The sequence below is a fragment of the Streptomyces sp. NPDC038200 genome, from assembly GCF_055600785.1.
Map to the genome: position 1 here is coordinate 275,761 of NZ_JBVJYH010000005.1, position 24,727 is coordinate 300,487.

24 protein-coding genes are annotated in these 24,727 nt (G+C 72.4%); 5 read left to right on the plus strand and 19 right to left on the minus strand.

Translation table 11 applies throughout. From position 1 onward, the window contains the following. The first annotated feature begins 3 nt into the window (after nt 1–3). Entirely contained in the window at nt 4–690 is a 687-nt protein-coding gene (locus ACZ7KF_RS13490; protein ID WP_471072901.1) for a gamma-glutamyl-gamma-aminobutyrate hydrolase family protein, read from the plus strand. 181 nt (nt 691–871) lie between these two features. Here ACZ7KF_RS13490 and ACZ7KF_RS13495 read toward each other — a convergent pair whose 3' ends face one another. Further along, nucleotides 872–1,795 (minus strand): LysR family transcriptional regulator, encoded by a 924-nt coding sequence (locus ACZ7KF_RS13495; protein WP_471072903.1) that lies wholly within the window; start codon nt 1,793–1,795, stop codon nt 872–874. 70 nt (nt 1,796–1,865) lie between these two features. Between ACZ7KF_RS13495 and ACZ7KF_RS13500 the strand changes: the two genes are divergently transcribed. Then, complete coding sequence (locus ACZ7KF_RS13500) at nt 1,866–2,987, plus strand: TDT family transporter (RefSeq protein ID WP_471072906.1); 1,122 nt, start codon at nt 1,866–1,868, stop codon at nt 2,985–2,987. Here ACZ7KF_RS13500 and ACZ7KF_RS13505 read toward each other — a convergent pair. The 4 genes from ACZ7KF_RS13505 to ACZ7KF_RS13520 form a co-directional block, all read right to left on the minus strand. Beyond that, nucleotides 2,935–3,615, minus strand: a complete 681-nt coding sequence (locus tag ACZ7KF_RS13505) for a helical backbone metal receptor (RefSeq protein WP_471072909.1) — start codon at nt 3,613–3,615, stop codon at nt 2,935–2,937. The genes ACZ7KF_RS13500 and ACZ7KF_RS13505 overlap by 53 nt on opposite strands. Before the next feature lie 145 nt (nt 3,616–3,760). Continuing rightward, complete coding sequence (locus ACZ7KF_RS13510) at nt 3,761–4,333, minus strand: helix-turn-helix domain-containing protein (RefSeq protein ID WP_471072913.1); 573 nt, start codon at nt 4,331–4,333, stop codon at nt 3,761–3,763. Between the two features lie 384 nt (nt 4,334–4,717). Then, complete coding sequence (locus ACZ7KF_RS13515) at nt 4,718–6,532, minus strand: ABC transporter permease/substrate binding protein (RefSeq protein ID WP_471072916.1); 1,815 nt, start codon at nt 6,530–6,532, stop codon at nt 4,718–4,720. Continuing rightward, on the minus strand, nt 6,525–7,601 hold the full coding sequence (locus ACZ7KF_RS13520) for a quaternary amine ABC transporter ATP-binding protein (protein WP_471072919.1): 1,077 nt from the start codon (nt 7,599–7,601) through the stop codon (nt 6,525–6,527). Before ACZ7KF_RS13520 ends, ACZ7KF_RS13515 begins: the two co-directional genes overlap by 8 nt. A 154-nt stretch (nt 7,602–7,755) precedes the next feature. On the opposite strand from ACZ7KF_RS13520, the gene ACZ7KF_RS13525 reads away from it, so the two are divergent. The 3 genes from ACZ7KF_RS13525 to ACZ7KF_RS13535 all read left to right on the plus strand — a co-directional run bounded on the left by ACZ7KF_RS13525 (nt 7,756) and on the right by ACZ7KF_RS13535 (nt 10,668). After that, the gene (locus tag ACZ7KF_RS13525; protein WP_471072922.1) at nt 7,756–8,676 is read left to right on the plus strand and encodes a 5'-3' exonuclease; all 921 of its coding nucleotides are present in this window, start codon (nt 7,756–7,758) and stop codon (nt 8,674–8,676) included. Between the two features lie 112 nt (nt 8,677–8,788). Then, entirely contained in the window at nt 8,789–9,640 is an 852-nt protein-coding gene (locus tag ACZ7KF_RS13530) for a siderophore-interacting protein (protein ID WP_471072925.1), read from the plus strand. 53 nt (nt 9,641–9,693) lie between these two features. Continuing rightward, complete coding sequence (locus ACZ7KF_RS13535; protein WP_471072928.1) at nt 9,694–10,668, plus strand: RluA family pseudouridine synthase; 975 nt, start codon at nt 9,694–9,696, stop codon at nt 10,666–10,668. A gap of 114 nt (nt 10,669–10,782) precedes the next feature. Here ACZ7KF_RS13535 and ACZ7KF_RS13540 read toward each other — a convergent pair whose 3' ends face one another. From ACZ7KF_RS13540 to ACZ7KF_RS13605, 14 genes are all read right to left on the minus strand, one after another. After that, nucleotides 10,783–12,282, minus strand: coding sequence for a cytochrome P450 (locus ACZ7KF_RS13540; protein WP_471072931.1), 1,500 nt, complete (start codon nt 12,280–12,282; stop codon nt 10,783–10,785). A gap of 39 nt (nt 12,283–12,321) precedes the next feature. Further along, nucleotides 12,322–12,942 carry a GTP-binding protein gene (locus ACZ7KF_RS13545; RefSeq protein WP_471072934.1) on the minus strand — a complete coding sequence of 207 codons (621 nt, stop codon included), beginning with the start codon at nt 12,940–12,942 and terminating at the stop codon, nt 12,322–12,324. Beyond that, nucleotides 12,923–13,336, minus strand: a complete 414-nt coding sequence (locus tag ACZ7KF_RS13550) for a DUF742 domain-containing protein (RefSeq protein ID WP_471072937.1) — start codon at nt 13,334–13,336, stop codon at nt 12,923–12,925. The genes ACZ7KF_RS13545 and ACZ7KF_RS13550 overlap by 20 nt, the downstream gene beginning before the upstream one ends. After that, complete coding sequence (locus tag ACZ7KF_RS13555) at nt 13,333–13,737, minus strand: roadblock/LC7 domain-containing protein (RefSeq protein ID WP_471072939.1); 405 nt, start codon at nt 13,735–13,737, stop codon at nt 13,333–13,335. Before ACZ7KF_RS13555 ends, ACZ7KF_RS13550 begins: the two co-directional genes overlap by 4 nt. Next, nucleotides 13,734–15,404 carry an ATP-binding protein gene (locus tag ACZ7KF_RS13560; protein WP_471072942.1) on the minus strand — a complete coding sequence of 557 codons (1,671 nt, stop codon included), beginning with the start codon at nt 15,402–15,404 and terminating at the stop codon, nt 13,734–13,736. The genes ACZ7KF_RS13555 and ACZ7KF_RS13560 overlap by 4 nt, the downstream gene beginning before the upstream one ends. Nucleotides 15,405–15,871: 467 nt before the next feature. Further along, on the minus strand, nt 15,872–18,724 hold the full coding sequence (locus ACZ7KF_RS13565; protein WP_471072945.1) for a DEAD/DEAH box helicase: 2,853 nt from the start codon (nt 18,722–18,724) through the stop codon (nt 15,872–15,874). 174 nt (nt 18,725–18,898) lie between these two features. Beyond that, nucleotides 18,899–19,849: a twin-arginine translocase subunit TatC gene (gene tatC / locus ACZ7KF_RS13570; protein ID WP_471072948.1), complete on the minus strand. Its 951-nt coding sequence runs from the start codon at nt 19,847–19,849 to the stop codon at nt 18,899–18,901. Between the two features lie 47 nt (nt 19,850–19,896). Continuing rightward, the gene (gene tatA / locus ACZ7KF_RS13575; RefSeq protein ID WP_471072951.1) at nt 19,897–20,175 is read right to left on the minus strand and encodes a Sec-independent protein translocase subunit TatA; all 279 of its coding nucleotides are present in this window, start codon (nt 20,173–20,175) and stop codon (nt 19,897–19,899) included. Between the two features lie 259 nt (nt 20,176–20,434). After that, entirely contained in the window at nt 20,435–20,629 is a 195-nt protein-coding gene (locus tag ACZ7KF_RS13580; protein WP_471072954.1) for a hypothetical protein, read from the minus strand. A 77-nt stretch (nt 20,630–20,706) separates the two neighbouring features. Then, entirely contained in the window at nt 20,707–20,967 is a 261-nt protein-coding gene (locus tag ACZ7KF_RS13585; RefSeq protein WP_471073400.1) for a hypothetical protein, read from the minus strand. A 97-nt stretch (nt 20,968–21,064) separates the two neighbouring features. Further along, entirely contained in the window at nt 21,065–22,096 is a 1,032-nt protein-coding gene (locus ACZ7KF_RS13590; RefSeq protein ID WP_471072957.1) for a helix-turn-helix transcriptional regulator, read from the minus strand. A gap of 14 nt (nt 22,097–22,110) precedes the next feature. Further along, nucleotides 22,111–23,088, minus strand: a complete 978-nt coding sequence (locus ACZ7KF_RS13595; RefSeq protein ID WP_471072960.1) for a helix-turn-helix transcriptional regulator — start codon at nt 23,086–23,088, stop codon at nt 22,111–22,113. A 137-nt stretch (nt 23,089–23,225) separates the two neighbouring features. Then, entirely contained in the window at nt 23,226–23,597 is a 372-nt protein-coding gene (locus ACZ7KF_RS13600; RefSeq protein WP_471072963.1) for an FKBP-type peptidyl-prolyl cis-trans isomerase, read from the minus strand. Nucleotides 23,598–23,682: 85 nt separating this feature from the next. Continuing rightward, the gene (locus tag ACZ7KF_RS13605; protein ID WP_471072966.1) at nt 23,683–24,684 is read right to left on the minus strand and encodes an FKBP-type peptidyl-prolyl cis-trans isomerase; all 1,002 of its coding nucleotides are present in this window, start codon (nt 24,682–24,684) and stop codon (nt 23,683–23,685) included. Between the last annotated feature and the right edge of the window lie 43 nt (nt 24,685–24,727).

The following is a 24,727-nucleotide window of genomic DNA, read 5'->3' on the forward strand; positions in this document are numbered from 1 at the left end:
AGCATGACCGAACGGCCGCTGATCGGCGTGAGCACGTATCTGGAGTCCGGGGCGCGCTGGGGCGTGTGGGAACTGGAGGCGGTGCTGCTGCCGACCGGCTATCCACGGCTGGTGCAGCGGGCCGGCGGGCTGGCGTTTCTGCTGCCGCCGGACGCCCCGGAGCGGGCCGCCGCCGCGGTCGCCCGGCTCGACGGGCTGGTCGTCGCGGGCGGCCCGGACGTCGACCCGGCCCGGTACGGCGCCGAGCGCTCGCCGCGCACGGGGCCCGCGTCGCCGCGGCGGGACGCCTGGGAGCTGGCGCTGATCGACGCGGCGCTGGCGGCGGGCGTGCCCGTGCTGGGCATCTGCCGGGGCATGCAGCTGCTGAACGTCGCCCTCGGCGGCACGCTCGTGCAGCACGTCGACGGGCACCGGGAGGTGGTCGGGGTGTTCGGCGGCCACCCGGTCAAGCCGGTACCGGGGACGCGGTACGCCGACATCGTCCCCGAGGAGCTGGAGGTGCCGACGTATCACCATCAGGCGGTGGACCGGCTCGGCGAGGGGCTGGTGCCGTCGGCCTACGCGGAGGACGGCACCGTGGAGGCCGTCGAACTGCCGGCGGAGCGGGGCTGGCTGCTGGGCGTGCAGTGGCACCCGGAGATGGGCGAGGACCTGCGGGTGATGCGGGCCCTGGTCGCAGCCGCCTCCTGAACCGGGCCGTCCCAGCCGCCTCCTGAACCGGGCCGTCCCAGCCGCCTCCTGAACCGGGCCGTCCCAGCCGCCTCCTGGACCGGGCCGGGGCCGGTGTGCCCTGGGCCCGCCGGAGGAGGCACCCGGAGGGGGCGGGCGTCCGGAGGTCGCGCCCTCGGCCGGCGACGGGCCCCGCGTGCCGTCATCCCCGCGTCAGCGACAGCAGTTCCCTGGCCGGACCGGTCGGGCGGTGGCCCGTCGGCCAGACCGCGCGCAGGTCGCGGCGGAGGGACACGTCCGCCACGGGGATGCCGACCAGTCGCCGCATCGCCAGCTCCTCCCCCACCGCCAGTTCGCTGAGGACGGAGGGGCCCGCGCCGCTGACCGCGGAGGCCTTCACCGCCGTCGTGGAGGACAGTTCCATCAGCGGCCGGGCCAGCCCGCCGAGTGCCGCGTCCAGGACCTGACGGGTACCGGAGCCGCGCTCGCGGAGGATGAGCGGGGTCGCCGCGAGTTCCTCCGCCGTCAGGGGGCGCCGGCGGCGGGCCCAGGGGTGGCCGGGCGCGGTGACGACGATGAGCCGGTCCTGGGCGATGACCGCGGAGTCCAGCCCCGTGGGCACGGTCAGTCCCTCCACGAAGCCGAGGTCCGCCTCGCCGGCCAGCAGGAGTTCGGCCACCTTCGCCGAGTTGCCCGCGAGCAGCGAGACGGCCGTGTCGGGCCGCTCGGTGTGCAGCGCGAGAAGCCAGCCGGGCAGCAGGTACTCGGCGATGGTCATGCTCGCCGCCACCCGCAGCCGCGAGTCCCGCCGGTCCCGCAGGGCCCGCGCGCCCGCGTCGAAGGCCGCCGCCGCCTCCACCACCCGGCGGGCCCAGTCGGTCACCAGGGCGCCCGCGTCGGTGAGCCGGGAGCCGCGCGGCGAGCGGTCGACCAGGGCCACGCCCAGCTGCCGTTCCATCGAGCGGAGCCGGCTGCTGGCGGCCGGCTGGGTGATGCCGACCTCGCGCGCGGCGGCGCCGAGACTGCCCAGCCGCGCCACCGCCAGCAGCAGCTCCAGCGCCGCGAGGTCGGGCACCCGATGCGCCAGCGTCTCCGTGCGTTCCCGCTGTCCCTCCGTCTCGCTCATAAGACCAGCTTATGCCCTCATAGACATGAACTCCCTGGTCAGGGGCGAGGGCCGACAGGATCATGAATACATGGTCATCGCAGCCCAGCCCCTGTCCCTCCGTCGCCCGGACCGGCTCCGGCACCTCGGCCCGAACTGGTACGCCTCCGTCATGGGCACCGCCGTGGTCGGCTCGGCCGGCGTCGCGCTGCCCGGGCCGGTGCACGGGCCGCGCGGGGTCTTCGCGGCCGTGTGGGCGCTGTCGCTGCTGATGCTGGTGGCGCTGCTGGCCGCCCGGGCCCTGCACTGGAGCCGCCATCGCGACCAGGCCCGCGCCCATGTCCTCGACGCGGCCATGGCCCCCTTCTACGGCTGCCTGGCGATGGCCCTGCTGGCGGTGGGCGGCGGTGCCCTGACGGCCGGCCGGGACCTGCTCGGCACGCGTGCCGCCGTCGCCCTGGACGCCGTGCTCTTCAGCACCGGTACGGCGATCGGGCTCGGGGCCGCCGTGGCCGTGCCCTATCTGATGGCCGTACGGCATCGCGTCGAGCCCGCCCAGGCCACCCCGGTGTGGCTGCTGCCGCTGGTCGCGCCCATGGTGTCGGCCGCCCTCGGCCCGCTGCTGGTGCCGCACCTGCCGCCGGGGCAGCTCCGGGAGAGCCTGCTGCTGGCCTGTTTCGCGATGTTCGGGCTGAGTCTGTTCGCCACCCTGCTGATGCTGTCCCTGGTCTTCGCCCGGCTGATCACCTCCGGCCCGCTGCCGCTCGCGCTCACCCCCACCCTGTTCCTGGTCCTCGGCCCGCTCGGCCAGTCGACCACCGCCGTCGGGCTGATCGCGCAGTCCGCCCCCGGGGTCGTACCGGCGCCGTACGACCGTGGCCTCGCCGTCTTCGCCGTGCTCTACGGGGTCCCGGTCATGGGCTTCGCGCTGCTCTGGCTCGGACTGGCGACCGCGCACGTGGTGCGGGCCCGGCGGCAGGGCATGGGGTTCGCGCTGACCTGGTGGGCGTTCACCTTCCCGGTGGGCACCTGCGTCACCGGCGCCGCCACCCTCGCCCGGCACACCGGTCTGGCGATGTACGGCGCGCTGTCCGTCGGCCTGTACGCCCTTCTCGTGGCGGCCTGGCTCGCGGCGGCCTGCGGCACGGTGCGCGGCCTGCTCAGCGGCGAGCTGCTCGCAGCGCCCCGGCCAGCACCCGTGGCGCTTCCGTGAGGGACGGTCCGTACCAGGTCAGATGCCGTCCGCTGACCAGGGCGCAGGGCAGGCCGGGGAAGGCCTCCGGGCCGTCCGTCGCGGTGAAGCGGTACGGCTCGTCGGGCAGGACGACCACGTCCGGTTGTGCCGCGCGCAGTGCGTCCAGCGGGACGCGGGGGTAGCGCTCGGGGTGGGCGGCGTACACCTGGTCGACGCCCAGGCGGGCCAGGACGTCGCCCGCGAAGGTGTCCCGGCCGAGCACCATCCAGGGGCGGCGCCAGATCGGTACGACCGCCGTCCTGCGCTCGGCAGGCTCGGGCAGGGACGCCCAGGCCGCCGCGGCCTCGGCCAGCCAGGCGGGCCGGCCCGGCGCGCCGCACGCGGTGAGCACCCGGTCCAGTTCGGTGAGGGCCTGCGGCACGGTCCGCACCTCGGTGACGAGGACGTCGAGACCCGCCGCGCGCAGGGCGTCCAGGTCGGCGGCGCGGTTCTCCTCCTCGTTGGCGATCACCAGGTCGGGGCCGAGGGCGAGGATCCGGGCGACGTCCGGGTTCTTCGTGCCGCCGATCCGGGCGACGTCCAGGTCCGCCGGGTGGCTGCACCAGTCGGTGGCGCCGACGAGGACCCCGGGGAGCGTCGTCGCCACCGCCTCGGTCAGCGAGGGAACGAGCGAGACGACCCGCGCCCCCGAAAGGCCCGGGGAACCGCCCGCCGGGCCAGGGGAACCGCCCGAGGAGGCCGGGGAACCGTCCGCCGGGCCAGGGCCCGGCGCCGGGTCTCGCGGTGCGCGCTCAGCGTGCGCGATCCTGCACCGCCTCGATGTGCTCGGCCACCGCCACCACGATCACCCGGGTGTCCGGCACCGTCGCCCGCCACCGGTGCCGTACCCCGCCCGTCAGGTACAGGGTGTCACCGCGCCCCAGGCGGTAGGCGCGCCCCTCGGCCTCTATCTCCACCGCGCCGTCGGCGACGTACATCAGCTCGTCGTTGCGGTGCTGGAACTCGCGGCCGGCGTCGTGGTCGCCGGTGAACTCGGAGGCGTGCAACTGGTGGTGGCCGCGCACCAGGGAGCGGGTCCGCGGGGCGAAGTCGCCCTCGGCGACGGGCTCGGCGCGGACGACGTCCACGCTGGCCGCCGGGTCGGCGGCGGCGAGGAGTTCGACGGCGGTGGTGCGCAGGGCGTCGGCCAGCTTCTCCAGGGAGGCGCGGCTCGGACGGGCCTTGTCGTTCTCGACCTGGCTGAGGAAGGGCACCGAGAGACCGCTGCGCTCGGCCACCGCGGCAAGGGTCAGTTCCAGCGCACGGCGGCGCCGCCGGACAGCCGCGCCCACCCGCACGGGCTGCTGCTCTTTGTGGTCGCCCATCGCTCCGGCTCCCTCCCTCGCTCGTCGTGCCGCTGTACGAGTGCCCGTCTCGGGGCACCCTTCTTCTGAAGACTTCTCTGCACCCTACGCATGTTCGGCAAACCGTTTCACGTGGCTGTCACATCCACGACATCCCCGTGATCCTCCACCCTCACAGTTCGCGCCAGTGTCCCGGGGCGGAGAGCCGTCCGGGACCCGGTCGCCCGGGAGGATGAACACGCCGACCAACTGGGCCGGGTGCCACCGCGTCCGCCCTCGGTCGTCACGGAGGGTGTTTGGCCTGATCCTTGCCGTAGGCGGAACGCCGCGAGGGGCGGGCGGTACCGGACGCGCGTCGGCGTCCGGCGGCGCCCGCCCCTCGGGAGGCGGTCCGGGCCGGTCAGGTCACCCGGCCGCCTGGCTCCGGGCGTCGTCCTTGGCGACGGGCGCCCACTTGTCGAGCAGGCCGGGGTGCTGCCGCAGCCAGGTGCGGACGGCGTCCTGCTCCTCGCCCTTGCCCGCCTTCTGGATCGACGCCTCCAGGCCGGTCAGCTGCTCCTCGGTCATCGAGAAGTCCTTCAGCCACTTGCCGACCTGCGGATTGTCGGCGGCGAAGCCCTTGCGGGCGAGGGTGTGCACGCCGTCGCCCTTGCCCCAGGCGCCCTCGGGATCCTTCAGCTTCTTCAGGCCGTAGTCGCTGTAGGCCCAGTGCGGCGACCACAGGGTGACGACGACCGGCTGCTTGCGGGCATAGGCGCGCTTCAGCTCGGCGAGCATGGCCGGCGTGGAGCCGTCGACCACGTCGTAGGCGTCCTGGAGGCCGTACTCCTTCAGCACCTTGCTCTTGAGCAGGCCCATCATGCCGGCGCTGGGCTCGATGCCGATGATCTTCCCGTCGAACTCGTCCGCGTGGTCCCGCAGGTCCGCCAGGGAGTTCACGTCCTTCACATACGAGGGGACGGTCAGCTCCAGGGAGGTGGGGCCGTACCACTTGCCGAGGTCGTCGAGCTGCCGGCCGTACTTCGCCCAGTACTCGGCGTGCGTGGTGGGCAGCCAGGAGTCGGTCTCGAAGTCGAGCTGGCCGGTGGCGAGGCCGGTGTAGAGCGGGCCCGCCGCGTACTGGGTGGTGGTGACCTCGAAGCCGCGCTCCTGAAGGATCTCCTTCCAGAGGAAGGTGGAGGCGATGCCCTCGTCCCAGGGGATGTAGCCGATCCGGATCTCCTTGCCCCTGCCGACGTTCGTGCCGGAGGCCTCGGAGGTGCCGGCGGAGGAGCCCAGGAGGCCGAGTCCGCCCGCGACGAGGGCGAGGACGACCACACCGGCCAGGGCGACGGCCGGGCGCGGACGGTACGACCACGCGCGCGTGCGGGTCTTCGCGGCGGCCCTGCGCCCCAGCGGGGAGAGCTGCGTGCCGAGAGCGCCGGTGACGCGGTCCAGGTAGATGGCGAGGACGACGATGCCGACGCCCGCCTCGAAGCCGTAGCCGACGTCGAGCTGGCCGATCGCCTCGTTGACGGCGCCGCCGAGGCCGCCGGTGCCGACCATGCCCGCGATGACGACCATGGACAGGCCCAGCATGATCACCTGGTTGACGCCGGCCATGATGGTCGGCAGGGCGAGCGGCAGCTGGACGCGCCACAGGATGTCGCGCGGGGTGGTGCCGAAGGCCTCCGCGGCCTCGACGAGTTCGGCGTCGACCTGGCGGATGCCCAGCTCGGTCATGCGGACACCGGGCGCGAGCGCGAAGATCAGGGTGGCGACGACGCCCGCGGCGGTGCCGAGGCCGAAGAAGAGCATGGCCGGGATCAGCAGCACCATCGAGGGCATGGTCTGGAGCAGGTCCAGGACCGGCCGTACGGCGGCGCTGACCGCCTTGGAGCGGGCGGCCCAGATGCCCAGCGGGATCGAGATCACGAGCGCGAGCACGGTGGCCACGAGGACCAGGGCGAGCGTGGACATGGCCCGTTCCCACAGGTCGAGCGAGTCCACGAGGGCGAAGCCGGCGAAGGCGAGGACTCCGGCGAGCAGGCCGCGCAGCCACCAGGCGGCGACGGCGAGGATGCCGGCCATCAGCAGCGGCTCGGGGGCGGCGAGCACGGCGTCGATGCCGTCGTACATGCCCTCCATGACCGCCTTGACCGCGTCGAACAGCCAGGACAGGTGGCCGACCAGCCAGTCGACGCCGGAGTCGACCCAGTCGCCGAGGTGGATCCTAGGCACGGCTGATCACCTTCCCGTCCGGGTTGTCGCAGGGCGCGGGACCGGCCGCCTCGTCGCCGAGGAAGCCGACCAGCCGCTGCCGCGGGACGACGCCCACGACCCGGCCCGCCTCGTCCACGACGGAGACGCGGTGCGACAGCCGGGCGCTGATCGCGCACAGTTCCACGAACGGCGTCCCGGGGTGCGCGGTCTCGCAGCGGCACAGGGGGGCGTCGCCGGTGACGGAGGTGTCCATGAGGGCGCCCGCCGTCAGCACGCGCGAACGGTCGACGTCCTGGACGAAGGAGGCCACGTAGTCGCCCGCCGGGCGCAGCAGGATGTCCTCGGCGGTGCCGGTCTGGACGATGCGCCCGTCGCGCATGACGGCGATGCGGTCGCCGAGCCGCATGGCCTCGTTGAGGTCGTGGGTGATGAAGACGATGGTCTTCTTCAGGGTCTTCTGGAGTTCCAGCAGCTGGTCCTGCATGTCCCGGCGGATCAGCGGGTCCAGGGCGCTGAAGGACTCGTCCATCAGCAGCAGGTCGGCGTCGGTGGCGAGCGCGCGGGCGAGGCCGACGCGCTGCTGCATGCCGCCGGACAGCTCGTCGGGCCAGGACTTCTCCCAGCCGGCCAGGCCGCACAGGGCGAGCGCCTCGTCGGCGCGGCGTTCGCGCTCGGCGCGGGGCACGCCCTGCACTTCCAGGCCGTAGGCGGCGTTGTCGCGGACACTGCGGTGCGGGAACAGCGCGAAGTGCTGGAAGACCATGCTGATCTTCTTCGAGCGCAGCTCGCGCAGCGCCCGGTCGGTCAGGCCGGTAAGCTCCCGGCCGTCGAACCGCACCTGGCCCGCGGTCGGCTCCAGCAGACCGTTGAGCATGCGCAGCAGGGTGGACTTCCCGGAGCCCGAGAGCCCCATGACGACGAAGATCTCGCCGGCCTCGACGCGGAAGGAGGCGTCGATCACGGCGGCGGTCGTGCCGTCGGCACGCAGCTCCGCCCGGTCGGCCCCCCGCCGCAGCCGCTCCACCGCCTCGGTCGGCCGGCTTCCGAACACCTTGAACAGATGCTCTGCCTCAAGTCTGGGTGTCACGCGCACCTCTCGTCTCCGGGGACAGGACAGAGGCCGCGCCTCCCCAGGCCGGACCAGGGCAAACTCCCAAGTGGCCGGACTCACGGCGATGCGCAGCACGCAACGCGTTCCGGGGCGGGACCGCGCTGTCGGTGCCGTACGGCATGATGCGAGCGTGACCGGACGACTGATGCTCCTCGACACCGCCTCGCTGTACTTCCGCGCCTACTTCGGCGTCCCGGACTCCGTGAAGGCACCGGACGGCACGCCCGTCAACGCGGTGCGCGGGCTGCTGGACTTCATCGACCGGCTGGTCAAGGACCACCGGCCGGAGCAGCTCGTGGCCTGCATGGACGCCGACTGGCGGCCGCAGTGGCGGGTGGACCTCATCCCCACCTACAAGGCGCACCGCGTCGCCGAGGAGCACGAGGGCGCGCCGGACGCCGAGGAGGTGCCGGACACCCTCGCCCCGCAGGTGCCGGTGATCGAGGAGGTGCTGGACGCGATCGGGATCGCGCGCGTGGGGGTCGCGGGGTACGAGGCGGACGACGTGATCGGCACGTTCACGGCGCGGGCGAAGAGCCCGGTCGACATCGTCACCGGCGACCGCGACCTGTATCAGCTGGTGGACGACGAGCGCGGGATCCGGGTGCTGTATCCGCTGAAGGGCGTGGGCACGCTGCAGCTGACGGACGAGGCGGTGCTGCGCGAGAAGTATGGGGTCGACGGGCGTGGGTACGCGGATCTGGCGCTGCTGCGCGGCGACCCGAGCGACGGCCTGCCGGGCGTGGCCGGCATCGGCGAGAAGACGGCCGCCAAGCTGCTCGCCGAGTTCGGCGACCTGGCCGGGATCATGGCGGCGGTCGACGACCCGGGGTCGAGGCTGACGCCGTCGCAGCGCAAACGGCTCAGCGAGGCCCGGCCGTACGTCGCGGTCGCGCCGAAGGTGGTGCGGGTGGCCGACGACGTGCCGCTGCCGGAGACCGGCACCGCCCTGCCGCGCGCCCCGCGCGATCCGGCGGGACTGGAGGAGCTGGCGCGCCGGTGGGGCCTCGGCGGGTCCCTGCAACGGCTGCTGACCACGCTCGCGGAGTGACCTGGAGGGGAATGTTCCGGCAAAAGCCTCTCCCCGGCGCCTCGGAGCAGGTGTCGACTCGGAACGGGATGCTAACTTAGGTAAACCTAACCGACCCTCGCAGGAGGCCGTGATGGCAGAGCGTCCGGCACGAAAGCCGCGCAAGCCCCGTACCGCCCAGGTGGTGCGCACCGAACGACTGAGCCCGCACATGCAGCGTGTGGTGCTCGGGGGCGAGGGCCTGGCCGGATTCGCCGCGGACACCTGCACCGACCACTACGTGAAGCTGCTGTTCGGCGCCGCCGGTGTCACCTACCCGGAACCCTTCGACCTGGAGCGGATCCGGGCCGAGTTCCCCCGCGAGCAGTGGCCGGTGACCCGGACGTACACCGTGCGCGCCTGGGACCCGGTGCAGCGCGAGCTGTCCCTGGACTTCGTGATCCACGGCGACGAGGGCCTGGCCGGACCGTGGGCGGTCCGGGCGCGGCCCGGCGACACCGTCCGCTTCATGGGTCCCGGCGGCGCGTACACGCCCGACCCGGAGGCCGACTGGCATCTCCTCGCCGGTGACGAGAGCGCGCTGCCCGCGATCGCCCGCGCTCTGGAGACGCTGCCCGCCGGCGCCCGGACGCACGCCTTCGTCGAGGTGTCCGGCCCCGAGGAGGAGCAGAAGATCGACAGCGAGGTGCGGGTCGTGTGGCTGCACCGCGGGGACCGGCCGGTCGGCGAGGCCCTGCTGGAGGCCGTGCGGGGGCTGGAGTTCCCGGAGGGCCGGCTGCACGCGTTCGTGCACGGCGAGGCGGGCTTCGTGAAGGAGCTGCGCCGGCTGCTGCGGGTGGAACGGCAGATCCCGCGCGAGGACCTGTCGATCTCCGGCTACTGGCGCCTCGGCCACAACGAGGACGGCTGGCAGGCCTCCAAGCGGGAGTGGAACGCCCGGATCGAGGACGAGCAGGAGGGCGGCGCCCCGGCGGCGGCCGCCTGACCCCCGCGAGCGGCGGCACCCGTGCCGACCGCGCCCTCGTACCCTTGACCTCGATGAGACGCCGTACGCCGCCCCCGCCCGCCCCGCTCCCCCAGCGCGCCGGGGTGGACCCCGTGCGGGTACGGCTGCCCGTCGACGGGGCGTGGGCCACCGTCCGGGAGCATCTGGTGGAGCGGCTCACGGGCGCCGGCCCCGGGACGGTGGAGTCGATGTTCGCCGCGGGGCTGGTGGTCGGGGCCGACGGGCTGGCCGTGGCGCCGGACGCGCCGTACCGGCCGGGGATGTTCGTCTGGTTCCATCGCGAGCTGCCCGCCGAGGTGCCGGTGCCGTTCCCGGTGGAGGTGGTCCACCGGGACGAGCACATCGTGGTGGCGGACAAGCCGCACTTCCTGGCCACGACCCCGCGGGGCTCGCATGTCGCGCAGACCGCGCTGGCCCGGCTCCGGCACGAGCTCGGCATCCCGGCGCTGACGGCGGCCCACCGGCTGGACCGGCTCACCGCCGGGCTGGTGCTGTTCACGGTGCGGCCCGAGGAACGCGGCGCCTACCAGACGCTGTTCCGGGACCGGCGGGTGCGCAAGGAGTACGAGGCGATCGCGCCGTACGACTCCTCGCTCGCCCTGCCCCGGACCGTACGCAGCAGGATCGTGAAGGAGCGCGGGGTGCCGGCCGCCCGGGAGGTGGCGGGCGAGCCGAACGCCGAGACCCGGGTGGAGCTGGCCGAGCACCGGGCCGGACTGGGCCGCTATCGGCTCGTGCCGACGACCGGGCAGACCCACCAGCTGCGGGTCCATCTGACCGCATTGGGCGTACCGATCCTCGGCGATCCGCTGTATCCCGAGGTGACCGACCCGGTACCGGCCGGCGATTTCCGGCGCCCGCTGCAACTGCTGGCCCGGCGCCTGGAGTTCACCGACCCGGTCACCGGTGCGGAACACGCGTTCGTCAGCGGGCGCCGGCTGCGGGCGTGGACGTCCCACGGCGACTGGGCCGCGGAACCGGCCGACGGCTTCCCGGGGGCCGGCTAGGGTCTTTCGTTTGGATCAGGCCGAGCCCGGCATGATCCAAACGAGAGGCACTAGCCCCCGGGAAGCCGGCCTCCCCGGCGGGAGCCGGTCCCGTGCGGGGCGGACGGCCGGCGGTCACTCGCCCCGCCACCAGCGGATCAGCCGCTGCCACAGCCCCCGGGGCCGGGCCGGTTCCGGAGCCGGCCCGGTCGGCGGGGCGGCTTGCGGGGCGGGGGCGGGGCGGAACACCGCGGGCTGCGGCTCGGCGGCCGGGGCCGGGTCGCTGCTCAGGGTGCCGACCTGCCAGCTGGAGCGCTGCGGCGGGACGGGCATGGCCCGCGGCGGCAGGTCGACGTCCTGCTGCGGTTTGGGTTCGAAGCGCACCGGCAGGGCCACCAGGTGCCGGGAGGCGATGGAGGACCGCCAGCGCAGATCCTCCTCGGCGCAGTCCAGCTGGATGTCGGAGAGCCGGGTCAGCAGCGCGTCGACACCGACGTCGGCGATGGCGCGGCCGATGTCCTGGCCGGGGCACTCGTGCGGGCCGCCGCCGAAGGCGAGGTGCGAGCGGTTGCCCTGCATGCTCGCGGACAGGTCGGGCCGCACCCGCGGGTCCACGTTGCCCGGGGCGGGCGCGAAGAGCAGCCCGTCGCCCCGGGCGATGCGCCGGCCGCCCAGCTCGGTGTCCTGCTTGGCGTAGTAGCCGAAGACCGTGCTGAACGGCGGCTCGTCCCACAGGGACTGCTCGATCGCCTCGGGCACGGTCATCTGGCCGCCGTTGAGCTGGGCGCGGAAGCCCGGCTCGGTGAGCACCATGCGCAGCGCGTTGGCGAGGAGGTTGGCGGTGGCCTCGTAGGCCGCGAAGAGGACGACCCGCAGGTGTTCGCGGACCTCGTCGTCGGTGAGCCCGGCCGGGTGGGTGATGAGGTGACTGGTGAAGTCGTCCTCGGGCTGGGCGCGCCGCCGGGTGGTGAGCCGGCTGAGCGCGTCCATGACGTGGGCGTGGCTCTGGATGGCGGTCTCGGTGCCCTTCAGGGCGTCCCGCGCGGCCTGCACCATCCGGTCGTTGTACTCCTCGGGCATGCCGAGGATCTCGCACATCACGGCCATCGGCAGATGCTCGGCGAACTGGGAGACCAGTTCGGCCCGGCCCCGCTCGCAGAAGCCGTTGACCAGCCCCTGGGTGTGGCGGCCGATGTGGCGGCGGACGCTGCGGTGGTCGATGGTGGCCATGGCAGCGGTGACCGCGTCGCGCAGCCGCTCGTGCTCGTCGCCCTCGGCGTGGGAGCAGATGGGCTGCCAGGCGATGTGCGGCATCAGCGGGTGGTCGGGCTTGACCGTGCCCTCCCGCAGCGGGGTCCAGATCCGGCTGTCCCGGGTGTACTGGGAGGGGCTGCGGACCAGTTGCAGGTTCTCGGCGTGGCCGAGCACCACCCACATCGGTACGTCGTCGTGGAGCAGCACCGGGGCCACGGGGCCGTGCTGCTCGCGCAGACGCTCGTAGAGGCCGGCGAGGTCCTCGGCGTCGGGGCCGTAGAGCCGGTGCGCTCCTCCGGCGCCGAGACCGTGGGCCGGGCAGCCCGGCGGCGGTCCGTAGGTGGGGTCGGTGCCGGTGAGGGAGGGGGATTCAGACGTCACGGTGTCGCTCCGGAACGGATGGTGAGGGGGCGTCGGGGGTCAGGTGAGGGCGCCGGAGAGGGCGAGGGAGTGCAGGAAGCGCACGAGGGTCGTCAGCACCTCCTTGCTGGAGGCGCGGCGGCGCACGTCGCACTCCATGATCGGGATCTCGGGGCCCAGGTCGAGGGCGGTGCGCAGTTCCTCGATCGGGTGGCGGGGCGCGTCGGGGAAGGAGTTGACGGCGACGACGAAGGGCACGCCGCGCTCCTCCAGCCGGCCCATGACGTCGAAGCTGACTTCCAGGCGCCGGGTGTCGACCAGCACGACCGCGCCGAGCGCGCCTTCGAACAGGCCGTTCCACAGGAACCAGAAGCGCTCCTGGCCGGGGGTGCCGAAGAGGTAGAGCACCAGCTTGTCGGTGATGCCGATGCGGCCGAAGTCCATGGCCACGGTGGTGGCCGTCTTCGAGTCGGAGCCGTAGTCGTCGTCCACGCCGATGCCGGCCTGGGTCATGGTCTCCTCGGTGGTCAGCGGCCTGATCTCGCTGACGGAGCCGACCATGGTGGTCTTGCCGACACCGAAGCCGCCCACGATCACGATCTTCACCGCGGCCTCGGCCGTGTGCGGCAGGTGGTCCTCGGTGCGGGGGCCGGGGATCGTGTCAGAGCCGTTGAAGTCCATGCATCACCGCTTCGAGGAGTGAACGGTCGGGAACCGCCTGGCGGACGATCGGGGCGCGGGCCTGTACCAGTTCGGCCGTGATCAGCTCGGTGATCAGTACGGTCATCGCGCTGAACGGCAGCTGCAGATAGGCCGAGAGTTCGGCCAGGGACAGCGGGGCGATACAGAGCCGGAGCACCGCCGCCACCTCCGGCGAGGCGGTCGGCGGTGGCGCGGAGCGCGCCACGATCAGGGTCACCAGGTCGAGTTCGGCGCGGGCGCCGTCGGCTCCCGCGATGGTGTACAGCCGTTCGGGGTTACCGGGTTTCGCCTTGCCTTCCGTGCGCGCGGCGGCCGGCGGGGGCGGGGGGGCCGGTTGCTGCGGCCGGCGCCGCTTGCGTCGTGGAGGTGTCATACGGTCTGCCCGTTCCGCCGGGGCGGACTGGTGAGATGGGCGCCGATCCGGACGACGAGGTCGCGCATCATGCCGCTCATTCGTCCCGGTTCGCAGGTGACGTCGGCGAGGACGGCGAGGTAGGCGTTGGCGCCGGCGTTCATGAGGTAGAAGTAGCCGCCCTCGATCTCGAAGACCACGAGCTTCATGTCGCCCGCGCCGGGCAGCTCCTGGATGATGGCGCCGGCCAGGCTCTGCACGCCCGCGCAGGCGGCGGCGACCCGGTCGGCGGCGTCGGGGTCGCCGCCGTAGCGGGCGATGCGCAGTCCGTCGGCGGAGAGGACCACGATCATCTCGATGCCCGGCACACCGTCGTTCAGCTGCTTGAGCATCCAGTCCAGGTTCGCGCGCTGCTGGATCACTTGAGGTCCCCCTCGTCGTCGGCCGCGATGGCGCCCTCGACGGGCTCGGCCGGATCTTTGAGCAGATGCAGGTACTTGGTGGGGTGGAGCGTGAAGTCGGTGAGTTCGGCGGCGGTCGCGTCGGGGGGCATGCCCTCCCGCAGGCCCTTCCAGAAGGCCTCGATGCCCGCACCCGGGGGCTGGTCCATCAGCTTCTTGCGCTCGGGGTCGATCTCGGGCTCGGGTTCCGGTTCGGACCTGGTCTGGGACCAGATGGTGGGCCTGCCCTCGCGCTCGGCGCGTTCGATGGCGGCCTGTTCCGCGATCCGCTGGCTGAGCGGGGTCTTCACCCGGCTGCGGCGCTGCGGCAGCCCGCCCGCGGTCCACTCGGTGACCTCCGGGACGTCGTCCTCCATGGAGATTCCGGCGGGGATCTTGGGGCTGGTGGGGCGGCGCTTCTTCGGCGGGCGCTTGGGGCCCTCGACGGCGCCGAGTTCGGGCTTGGGGATACCGGTGGCGCCGATGCCGTGCGCGGCGCCCACGCCGGGCTCGGTGGTCGTCATCACCCGCGGCACGACGAGGATCGCGCGGACGCCGCCGTAGGCGGAGGACCGCAGCGAGACCTCCATGTCGAACTGCTTGCAGAGCCGGCCCACGACGGCGAGGCCGAGGCGGGGGTTCTCGCCGAGGTTGTCCGCGTCGTCGAGGTTCTTGGCGTCCTCGATCGCCTGCTCGATACGGCGGCGGGACTCCTCGCTGAGGCTGACGCCCGCGTCCTCGATCTCGATGGCGATGCCGGCCTGTACCTCGGAGGCGGTGACGTGCACCTTGGTCGTCGGCGGCGAGTAGCGGGTGGCGTTGTCGAGGAGTTCGGCGGCGGCATGGATGATCGGCTCGACCGCGGTGCCCTTGATGTTGATGTTGACGATGGAGGCGAGGTTGATGCGGCGGTACTCCAGGATCCGGGACATGGCGCCGCGCAGCACGCTGTAGAGGGAGACGGGCAGGGGCCACTGACGGCCGGGCCGGCCGCCGCCGAGGACGGAGATGGTGTCGGCGAGCCGGCCGATCAGCGAGGTGCCGTGGTCGAGCCGCAACAGGTCGTCGAAGACCTCGGGGTTGCGGCCGTGGTCCTCCTCCATCTCGCGGAGTTCCTTGGCCTGCTGGTGGACGATGGCCTGGACGCGGCGGGCGATGCTCACGAAGGAGCGCTCGGTGGCGTCCCGCATGGAGATCTCGTGGTCGGCGCCGCGCAGCGCGATCCGCACCAGCTCGCGGTAGCCGTCGGGCAGGCCGCGCAGTCCGGGATCCACGTCGAAGACGTTGCGTACGACGTCCCGGAGCACCTCGCCGCGGCGCAGCCGGATGAAGCCCGTGGGCAGGACGTCGCCCGCGAAGATGTCCATCAGGTCGCTGTGCGCGGCGATCCGCTGTTCCAGGTGCGCGACGTGACGGGCGTGTTCGGCCTGTGCCTCGCGGAGCTTGCGGCCGCGCCGGGCGGCCTCCGCGGCCGTGCCGAGGACCAGCAGCACGGCCACCGCCCCGCACACGCCGACGGCGAGCCGGGCCGTGGGCGGTACCAGGGCGACGGCGGCCCCCGCCGCTGCGGCCATCACTATGGCCGGCGGCAGCAGCACGCGCGCATAGGGACGTTCACGGCCGCGGGGTGGCTTTTGAACACTCACCATGGATGCCTTCTGAGACGAATCGGCTGGGTGTCGGGGGAGCTTGCGGGGGGAAGGTTCACAGAACTATCGGGATGTGTCTCGCATAGGGGAACATACGCACGAATTGCCTCAACTCGGTGCGCCGCGGGCGAGCTTAGTCCGACCGGATCATCGCCGTGTCATATTCGGCAAGCACCTGAAATGGCCCCGACGGCAGGAGTACGCTCAGCTTCTTTTACACACTGAGCTTTCGGTCGAACACATGCGGTAACGGCGTACAGACATGCGAAAGCCCCTCACCGCAGAGAGTGAAAAGGGCGCCGAGGCCGCACCTCGACGCCTGCAACTGCCGTTCCCCCGACAGCAGTTCGCCCCGGACCGCCGCACGAGGACGGTCCGGGGCCTTACGGCACGGCTGACGACAGCCGGCCTCGGGCGCGGGGGCTGCGCGACCAGCCGCAGGGCACCCGCGCCCGCCGAACGGGGGGTCAGCCCACCGACGAGTAGGCCACCACACCCCGCAGCAGCTGCTCGACGGCCTTGCGCGCGGACTTGGCCACGGTCGAGCCCTCCGGGGGAGCCGCCGCGGAGATCTGCCCGAGCACATCGATGACCTGCTTGCACCACCGCACGAAGTCACCGGCCGGCATCTCCGCCTCGCGCAGCACCTCGTCGAGGCCCTTGCCGGACGCCCACATGTACGCGGCCCAGGCGAACCCGAGGTCCGGCTCCCGCTGGCCGACGCCCTCGGTCTGGTTGATCCGGAAGTCCTCCTCCAGCCCGTCGAGCCGGCCCCAGATCCGGACCATCTCGCCGAGCGCGGCCTTGGCCTTGCCGGAGGGCAGCTTCGGCGCCATCGCGTCGTCGCCGACCCGCGCCTCGTACACCAACGCCGATACGCAGGCGGCGAGTTCGGCGGGGGCGAGACCCTCCCAGACCCCCTCGCGCAGGCACTCGCTGGCCAGCAGGTCCAGTTCGCCGTACAGCCGCGCGAGCCGCTTGCCGTGCTCGGTGACCTCGTCGCCGCGCAGGTAGTCCAGCTCCGTCAGCAGGGCCACGATCCGGTCGAAGGTCCGCGCGATGGTGTTCGTACGGCCCTCGATGCGCCGCTCCAGCTGCGAGGTGTCACGCATCAGCCGGTGGTAGCGCTCGGCCCAGCGGGCGTGGTCCTCGCGGTCGTCGCAGCCGTGGCAGGGGTGTGCCCGGATCGCCGTGCGCAGCCGGGCGATCTCGCGGTCGTCGGCGGCCTGGGACCGCTTCTTGCGCGCCCGCTCCGGCGGGATGTGCCCGGCCTTGGTCCGCAGCGCCGAGGCCAGGTCCCGGCGGGACTGCGGCGAGCGCGGGTTGAAGGACTTGGGGATCCGCATCCGGTCCAGCGGCTCGACGGGCACCGGGAAGTCCATCGACGCCAGCCGCTTGACCTGCCGTTCGGCGGTCAGCACCAGCGGGCGCGGCCCGTCGTGGTGGTCGAAGCCGCGGTGGCCGTTGGAACGGCCCGCGGGCAGGCCCGGGTCCAGGACCAGCGCGAGGCCCGCGTACTTGCCCGTGGGCACCTGGATGACGTCACCCGGCTTGAGCTTCTCCAGCGCCACGGCCGCCTCGGCCCGCCGCTGGTTCGCACCCTGCCGGGCCAGCTCGGTCTCCCGGTCCTTCAGCTCGCGGCGCAGCCGCGCGTACTCCTCGAAGTCGCCGAGGTGGCAGGTCATCGAGGCCTTGTAGCCCGACAGCCCCTCCTCGTTGCGCTGCACCTGCCGGGAGATCCCGACGACCGACTTGTCGGCCTGGAACTGCGCGAAGGAGGTCTCCAGCAGCTCGCGCGAGCGGTGCCGGCCGAACTGCTCGACCAGGTTGACCGCCATGTTGTACGACGGCTTGAAGCTGGAGCGCAGCGGGTAGGTGCGCGTGCCCGCCAGACCGGCGAGGTGCTCGGGGCTCATGCCGCGCTGCCACAGCACGACCGCGTGCCCCTCGACGTCGATGCCCCGGCGGCCGGCCCGGCCGGTCAGCTGGGTGTACTCGCCGGGCGTGATGTCGGCGTGCTGCTCGCCGTTCCACTTGACGAGCTTCTCCAGCACCACCGAGCGGGCGGGCATGTTGATGCCGAGCGCGAGGGTCTCGGTGGCGAACACGGCCTTGACCAGCCCGCGCACGAAGAGTTCCTCGACGACCTCCTTGAAGGTCGGCAGCATGCCGGCGTGGTGGGCGGCGATGCCGCGCTCCAGGCCCTCCAGCCATTCGTAGTAGCCGAGGACGTGCAGGTCCTCCGGCGGGATGGAGGCCGTGCGCTCCTCGACCAGGGCGCGGACCTGTTCCCGCGCCTCCTCGTCGTTGAGCCTGAGGCCCGCGTACAGGCACTGCTGGACCGCGGCCTCGCAGGCGGCGCGGCTGAAGATGAAGGTGATGGCCGGGAGCAGACCCTCGGCGTCCAGACGCTCGATGACCTCGGGGCGGCCCGGGGTCCACACGCGCGAGCGCTGTCTGCGCTCGCGCTCCCGGTCGGCCTCGCGCATCGCCCGGCCGCGCCTGCGGTCCTGGTACGACGGCCGGGTGGCCTCCATGCGGGCCAGGCGGGCCAGGTCGGGGTTGACGGCCTTCTTGTGGCCCTCGCCTTCCTCGAACAGGTCGTACATCCGGCGCCCGGCGAGGACGTGCTGGAACAGCGGCACGGGCCGGTGCTCGGAGACGATCACCTCGGTGTCGCCGCGGACGGTGTCCAGCCAGTCGCCGAACTCCTCCGCGTTGGACACGGTGGCGGAGAGCGAGACCAGGGTCACCGACTCGGGCAGGTGGATGATCACCTCCTCCCAGACGGCGCCGCGGAAGCGGTCGGAGAGGTAGTGCACCTCGTCCATGACCACGTAGCCGAGGCCGAGCAGGGTCTGGGAGCCGGCGTAGAGCATGTTCCGCAGCACCTCGGTGGTCATCACGACCACCGGGGCACCGGAGTTCACGCTGTTGTCGCCGGTGAGCAGGCCGACTTTCTCCGCTCCGTAGCGGCGGCACAGGTCGGCGTACTTCTGGTTCGACAGCGCCTTGATGGGTGTCGTGTAGAAGCACTTCTTGCCCTGCCGCAGGGCGAGGTGGACGGCGAACTCGCCCACGATCGTCTTGCCCGAGCCGGTGGGGGCGGCCACCAGCACGCCCTTCCCCGCTTCGAGCGCCTGGCAGGCCTCGATCTGGAAGGGGTCGAGGCCGAAGTCGTACATCTCGCGGAAGGAGGCGAGCGCCGTGGCCTGCTCGGCTGCCCGCCTGCGGGCTGCCGCGTACCGCTCGGCCGGTGAGAGGTCCTCTGTCATCGTACTTTCGAGCGTACCGGGCCCCACTGACAACAGGACGATCATTATCGGGGATCGTCGGCCGGACGGCAGTGGCCGGACCGGCGAAGGACGACGCGGAACCGGCCCGGGAGCGACGCGGGCCCCGGCGAAGGAGCGGTCGGCGGGCAGACGAACGCCCCCGCCCCGAGCGGGGGCGGGGGCGGGGGCGGGGGCGTCACGCGGTGGCGCGGTGAGGGCTCAGGTCACGTCGTCGTAGCCGTTGACCCGGTCGGCGCTCGTCCGCTCGGGCAGCGCGCGGGTGGCCGGGACGGGCTCGACGTCGCCGATGTCCTCCGGCGTGAGATCCAGCTCGGAGGCCTCGTCGTCGTCGGGACCGGCGGCCTCGCGGCGGCGCTTGCGCGCGTCGTTGGCCAGCGAGAAGGCGACCGCGCCGAAGTACAGCACCCAGATCGGCCCGGCGAGGGCCAGCATGGACAGCGGGTCGGTGCTCGGCGTGGCCACGGCCGCGAAGACCGTGATGCCGAGGATCATGGCCCGCCACCAGCCCATCATGCGCCTGCCGGTCAGCACCCCGGTGAGGTTGAGCATGATCAGCAGCAGCGGCAGCTCGAAGGAGAGGCCGAAGACGAGCACCATGCGGGTGACCAGCTGGAGCAGGTCGTCGAGCGGCAGCAGGTTCTTGATGTTGCCGTTCGGCGTGAAGTCGATCAGCACCTTGGCGGTGGTCGGCAGCACCTTGTACGCGAAGAAGGCACCTCCGAAGAACAGCGGGGCGCCGGTGAAGACGAAGGCGTAGGCGTACTTCTTCTCGTGCCGGTGCAGACCCGGCGCGACGAAGGCCCACAGCTGGTACAGCCAGATCGGCGAGGCGGCGACGACGCCGGCCATCAGCGAGACCTGGAGGGCCAGCGTGAAGGGGGCGAGGAGACCGTTGATCGTGATCTCCGCGCACTGGTGCTTGCCCGAGGACTTCGCCAGCTGCTCGAAGGTCTCCTGGCAACCGACCGAGTCCAGGATCGGCTTGGTCAGGAAGTTGATGATGTCGTTGTAGAAGAAGGCGGCGACCACCGTCACGACGACGATGGCCAGCATGGCCTTCGCGAGCCGGTTGCGGAGCTCACGAAGATGATCCGCGAGGGGCATCCGCCCCTCCGGATCCTTCTCCTTCTTGCGGGCAGGCTTGGGCAACCCACGTCCTCATCTCGTGCGGCAGGCCGGGGGTTTCCGGCCCTGCGTCAGCGCTGGGTGGTGTCCGTCGGCTCGTTGACCGGCCGCGAGCTGGTCACGTCGCCGGGGGCCGCCTGGATGGTGCGCTGGGCCGGAGGCTGCTCGTTGGAGCTGGGCGCCTGGGCGGAGGCGCTGCCCTCTTCCTTCATCGCCTTGGCCTCGCTCTTGAGGATGCGCGCGGACTTGCCGAGCGAGCGGGCCATGTCCGGAAGCTTCTTCGCGCCGAACAGCAGGATGATGACGACGAGGATGAGAATGATCTCGGGAGCGCCGAGCCTTCCGAACATAAGTCTTTACCTTCTCACCGAGGCGGCTGGGTGGGGTGCTGTCGGACCAGTCGGACATGTGACCGAAGGTCGTGCTGGCAGCGATCGTAACGCTCAGGGGTAAACGTCAGGCAATCCCCGTGCGTACTCCCGGTCCGCGGTACGGGCCTCGTTCTCCGCGCCGCGACCAGCAGCGTACCTTTCCCGCAGGGCAGCATGACAGGGCGAAGTGACGCAAACCGCTTGCACCGCAGGACGCACGGGCACCGTCCGGCACCCTTCACAGCGTGTCCACGGCGCGGGCCGCGCTCGCGGCCGCCCGCTCCAGGTCCTCCGCGGCCCGGTTGATGCGGCGCGCGGAGTCCGTCACCTGCTGCCCCAGGCGCCGGGCCTCCAGGAACACCCGGACGGCGAGCACCCCCAGGACGGCGAGACCCAGGAAACCCACGGCTACCGCGAACATCGGCCAGAACATGACGTCGAGACTAGACCGTCCGCCGGAGCGGGCAGCAGCCGGATACACCGTGCCGCACACCCGGGGCGCGCGACCGGCTACAGCGTGGAGTGCAGCCGCAGAGTCCTGACACCGCCCCCGGTGAGCAGCTCCACGATGCGCTCCCCGGCGGGCTTGCGGACCGAGACACCGCAGTCGGGGCAGGTGAAGGAGTAGAACGTCGTCCGGCTGCTGCCGCCGATGGCGAGACGCAGCGCGCTCGCGGCGAGTTCGAAGCGGCCCCGGCAGTCCGGGCAGCCGGCCCGGAACATCACGGGGACCACTCTTCTCATCCCCGCGAAGGCGGTCGCCACCGTCATCTCACCCGCACCCGGCTCCGGAGACTCGCTCACAGCTCTCGCTCCTCTTCCTCTGGTCGCAGCTGGTCGTTCGCCTTCGGAGCGCCGCGGTCCAGGCTCACGCAGACCGCTGGCCGGGGCCGGCGGCGGCGCCCGGCGCCGTGTCCGGCGGGGTGTCGTACGCCGCCAGGGCCTCGCGGGCCGCACGGCGGGCGCTCTCGGCCAGCTCCGGCGGCGAGACGATCCGGCCGTCACGGCCGAGCCGCAGCGCGAGCCGGCGCAGGGAGGCCGGATCGGGGGTGCGCAGAGTGATACGCAGGCCGCCGTCGGGAAGCTCATCGGCACTGTCGTGCGGGTAGTACTCGGCGACCCAGCGACCGCCCGGGCCGACCTCGACGACCACCTCCGGATCCTCGGCGGCCGGCTGCACCAGCCCCTCGGAGAGGTCGCGCAGCTCTATCTCGGGCGGGGCCGAGGGCGCGTCGAGGATCCTGATCTCCGCGACCCGGTCGAGCCGGAAGGTGCGCCGGGCCTCCGAGCGGCGGCACCAGGCCTCCACATAGGTGTGGCCGACGCTGACCAGCCGGATGGGGTCGATCTCGCGCTCGGTGACCTCGTCGCGCGCCGGGGAGTAGTAGCGGATCCACAGCCGGCGGCGCTCGGAGATGGCCCGGTCGACGTCGGCGAAGACGCCGCCCTCGGACTCGAAGGTCACCGACAGACGGGAGCTGGCGCCCGCGGCCTCGCCGGCCGCCGTCTCCACCTTGGCGGTGGCCCGCAGCAGCGCCTGACGGTCCCCCTCCCGCAGACCGGGCAGCGTCGACACCGCGCGGGCGGCGACCAGCAGCGCGGTGGCCTCGTCGGCGGCGAGCCGCAGCGGCTCGGCCGCCTCCTCGCCCAGCGCGGCCGGATTGTGCCACCAGATGCGCTCGCCGTCGGTGTCGATGTCCAGCAGATCACCGCCGCGGAAGCTGGTGCCGCACATCGGCAGCAGATCGAGGTCGGCGACCAGCTCGTCCTCGGTGATGCCGAAGGCCCGCGCGACATCGGCGATCCGGGCGCCGGGGCGCTCCCTCAGATACGTCACCAGGGAGAGCATCCGCCGGGTCTGGTCGATGGCGTTAACGGTCCTCGCCGGTTTGCCTGCCACAGTCCCGCTCCCCCTCAGCCCTTGGCCACGGCACGCAGCCGGTCCACCACGTCGGCCCGCAGCTCGGCCGGCTCCAGGACCACCACGTCGGGCCCGAACTCCACCAGCCAGGCGTCCAGTCCGTGCCCGTACGGAATCTCCAACTCGTCCCAGCCGTCCCCGAGTTCCCGGACCTCGGTGGCCTTCGCCCGGAGGGGGTAGCCGGCGCCGGAACGCAGCCGGATCAGCGCCGAGCGGTCGGCTATCTCACCGGCCCAGCTCGCCACGGTCTCGCGCACGGTGACCACGTCCGGCACGGGCGCGGTGAAGCCCGTACCGCGGGAGCGGACCCTGCCGGTGATCCGAGAGAGCCGGAAGACGCGCTCGGCGCCCCGGCCACGGTCGAACCCGGCCAGGTACCAGTGGCCGCGCCAGCACTCCAGCGCCCACGGCTCGACATGCCGGGGCTCGGGGCGGGCGGCGGAGGCCTTGCGGTAGTCGAAGAGGACCGGGCGACGGTCCCGGCAGGCCAGCATCAGGGGCTCGAAGGCGGCCTCGTGCACCGGGATGCGCGGCTCCAGGGCGCCGTGCGCCTCGTAGGGGTCGACGTCCTCCGGCAGACCGGCGGCGCGCAGCTTCTGCAGCGCTCCGCTGGCCGCCCCGGCCAGCCGGGCCTGCTGCCACACCTTGGCGGCGAGACCCAGCGCGGCGGCCTCCTCGGCGTCCAGGGTGATGGGGGGCAGGCGGTTGCTGTCGCGGCGGGCGAGATAGCCGACCTCGCCGTCGAGGTTCTCGACGGTCTCGATGACCAGGCCCAGCTCGCGCAGATCGTCCTTGTCCCGCTCGAACATGCGGTTGAAGGAATCGTCGCTGCCCGCCACGCCCTGCTCCGGCCGGGCGGCCTCGACGTATGCCTCAATGGAATCGCGCAGCTCCCGCTTGCTGAGCGGCCGGCGTGCGCCGAGCAGACACAGCGCGAGATTCATCAGCCGCTCGGCCTTGGCAATGGCCATCGACGCCCTTCGCCTTCCCTATGATGCTTCCGACCGATGACCGTACCGCTCCGCGGCGCGGTGGCAAAAGCCGAGGGCCCACGCCCGAGCAGGCATGGGCCCCAAGTGATCCGATCCGATCGGACTCCGGCCGTGAATCAGACGCCGAGGAGGTCCACCACGAAGATGAGGGTCTCACCGGGCTTGATCGCCGGGGTCGGGCTCTGGTCGCCGTAGGCGAGGTGGGACGGGATGGTCAGCTGGCGACGGCCACCCACCTTCATGCCCTGCACGCCCTGGTCCCAGCCCGCGATGACACGGCCGCCACCCAGCGGGAAGCGGAACGGAGTGCCACGGTTCCAGCTGGCGTCGAACTCCTCACCGGTGCTGAAGGACACGCCCACGTAGTGCACGGTGACGGTCTGGCCCGCCTGCGCGACCGGCCCGTCACCCTCCCAGATGTCCTTGATCTCAAGGTCGGCCGGCGGCGCGCCCTCGGGGAAGTCGATCTCGGGCTTCTCGATGCTCACGTCAAAAGCTCCTGCTTGTGTACGACACGAAACGCGGACAGTCTTTCATCTCCGCAGCCCTCTCGCCCTCCGCGGCCGCCCCGGGCTACATCGCGGCGAGGATGTCCACCGTGAACACCAGGGTGGACCCCTTCTTGACGACGCTGCCGCTCGGCGGGTTGTCGCCGTAACCCAGCTCCGGCGGGATGACCACCAGCACCCTGCTGCCCACCTTCTTGCCGGTCAGCCCCTGAGCGAGACCCTTGACCGCCTGCTGCATCTGCTCCAGGGAGAACTGGCTGAGCCGGCCGGAGCCGTACGTCCGCTGGAACGTCTTGCCGCCGTCCCAGACCAGACCCTGGAACTGGCACAGGACCGTCTGGTCGGCCTTCACCTCGGGACCGTCGCCCTCCAGGACGTACGCCGACACGAGCTTCTTCGGCGGGTCCGTCTTCGGGATCGTGACCTTGGGCACCTGGCCGTCGGTGTTGGTGCCCACCTTCGGCAGGGACGCGTCCGTCGGCGGCACCACCGTGCCCTTGGCGGAACTCTTGGAGTTGAAGGACTCGATCAGGTCGATGGCGAACACCAGCGTGTCGGTGCCCTTGATACCCGCCTGCGCGTTGCCCTCCCTGCCGTACCCCAAGGCGGGCGGGACGGCGATCAGGACACGGCTGCCGGTCTTCTTGCCCTGCAGGGCGTACCGCCAGCCGTCGATGAGGCTGCCCTGGGCGAGCTGCATGACCAGCGGGCGCTTGCGGTCGTAGGAGTTGTCGAAGACCTTGGCCGTGTCCCAGATCTGGCCCAGGTAGTCGGCCCGGATGAAGTCGTTCTCCGCGATCGTCCGGCCGCTGCCCGCGATCACCGTCTTGACCGCGAGATCCTTCGACGGCTCGCCCGTCCCCTTGGCGATCGTCGGCTTCTCGCCGAACTTGGTGCCCGCCGTGATCGCCGGCAACGGCCCGTCCACGATCTTCGGCGGCGGCGAGGAGGAGGCCGAGGGCGACGGCGAGGCGGTCTTGCTCGATCCGGACTTGTCGTCACCGCAACCGGCGAGCGTGACCAGTCCTGCGGGAACGGCGGCGAGGAGAAGTGAGCGTCGGCGCACGGAAGAGCCTCGTAATCGGTCGATCTTGCGGATGGCGTGCGCG

Excerpts from the sequence above, each read along its gene's own strand:
- ACZ7KF_RS13560 (WP_471072942.1), bottom strand. The coding sequence starts at position 15,404 with ATGGTGAGTGTTCAAAAGCCACCCCGCGGCCGTGAACGTCCCTATGCG.
- ACZ7KF_RS13500 (WP_471072906.1), top strand. The coding sequence starts at position 1,866 with ATGGTCATCGCAGCCCAGCCCCTGTCCCTCCGTCGCCCGGACCGGCTC.
- ACZ7KF_RS13535 (WP_471072928.1), top strand. The coding sequence starts at position 9,694 with ATGAGACGCCGTACGCCGCCCCCGCCCGCCCCGCTCCCCCAGCGCGCC.
- ACZ7KF_RS13495 (WP_471072903.1), bottom strand. The coding sequence starts at position 1,795 with ATGAGCGAGACGGAGGGACAGCGGGAACGCACGGAGACGCTGGCGCAT.
- ACZ7KF_RS13550 (WP_471072937.1), bottom strand. The coding sequence starts at position 13,336 with ATGACACCTCCACGACGCAAGCGGCGCCGGCCGCAGCAACCGGCCCCC.
- ACZ7KF_RS13595 (WP_471072960.1), bottom strand. The coding sequence starts at position 23,088 with ATGGCCATTGCCAAGGCCGAGCGGCTGATGAATCTCGCGCTGTGTCTG.
- ACZ7KF_RS13545 (WP_471072934.1), bottom strand. The coding sequence starts at position 12,942 with ATGGACTTCAACGGCTCTGACACGATCCCCGGCCCCCGCACCGAGGAC.
- ACZ7KF_RS13565 (WP_471072945.1), bottom strand. The coding sequence starts at position 18,724 with ATGATCGTCCTGTTGTCAGTGGGGCCCGGTACGCTCGAAAGTACGATG.
- ACZ7KF_RS13490 (WP_471072901.1), top strand. The coding sequence starts at position 4 with ATGACCGAACGGCCGCTGATCGGCGTGAGCACGTATCTGGAGTCCGGG.
- ACZ7KF_RS13585 (WP_471073400.1), bottom strand. The coding sequence starts at position 20,967 with ATGACGGTGGCGACCGCCTTCGCGGGGATGAGAAGAGTGGTCCCCGTG.
- tatA (WP_471072951.1), bottom strand. The coding sequence starts at position 20,175 with ATGTTCGGAAGGCTCGGCGCTCCCGAGATCATTCTCATCCTCGTCGTC.
- ACZ7KF_RS13510 (WP_471072913.1), bottom strand. The coding sequence starts at position 4,333 with ATGGGCGACCACAAAGAGCAGCAGCCCGTGCGGGTGGGCGCGGCTGTC.
- ACZ7KF_RS13580 (WP_471072954.1), bottom strand. The coding sequence starts at position 20,629 with ATGTTCTGGCCGATGTTCGCGGTAGCCGTGGGTTTCCTGGGTCTCGCC.
- ACZ7KF_RS13530 (WP_471072925.1), top strand. The coding sequence starts at position 8,789 with ATGGCAGAGCGTCCGGCACGAAAGCCGCGCAAGCCCCGTACCGCCCAG.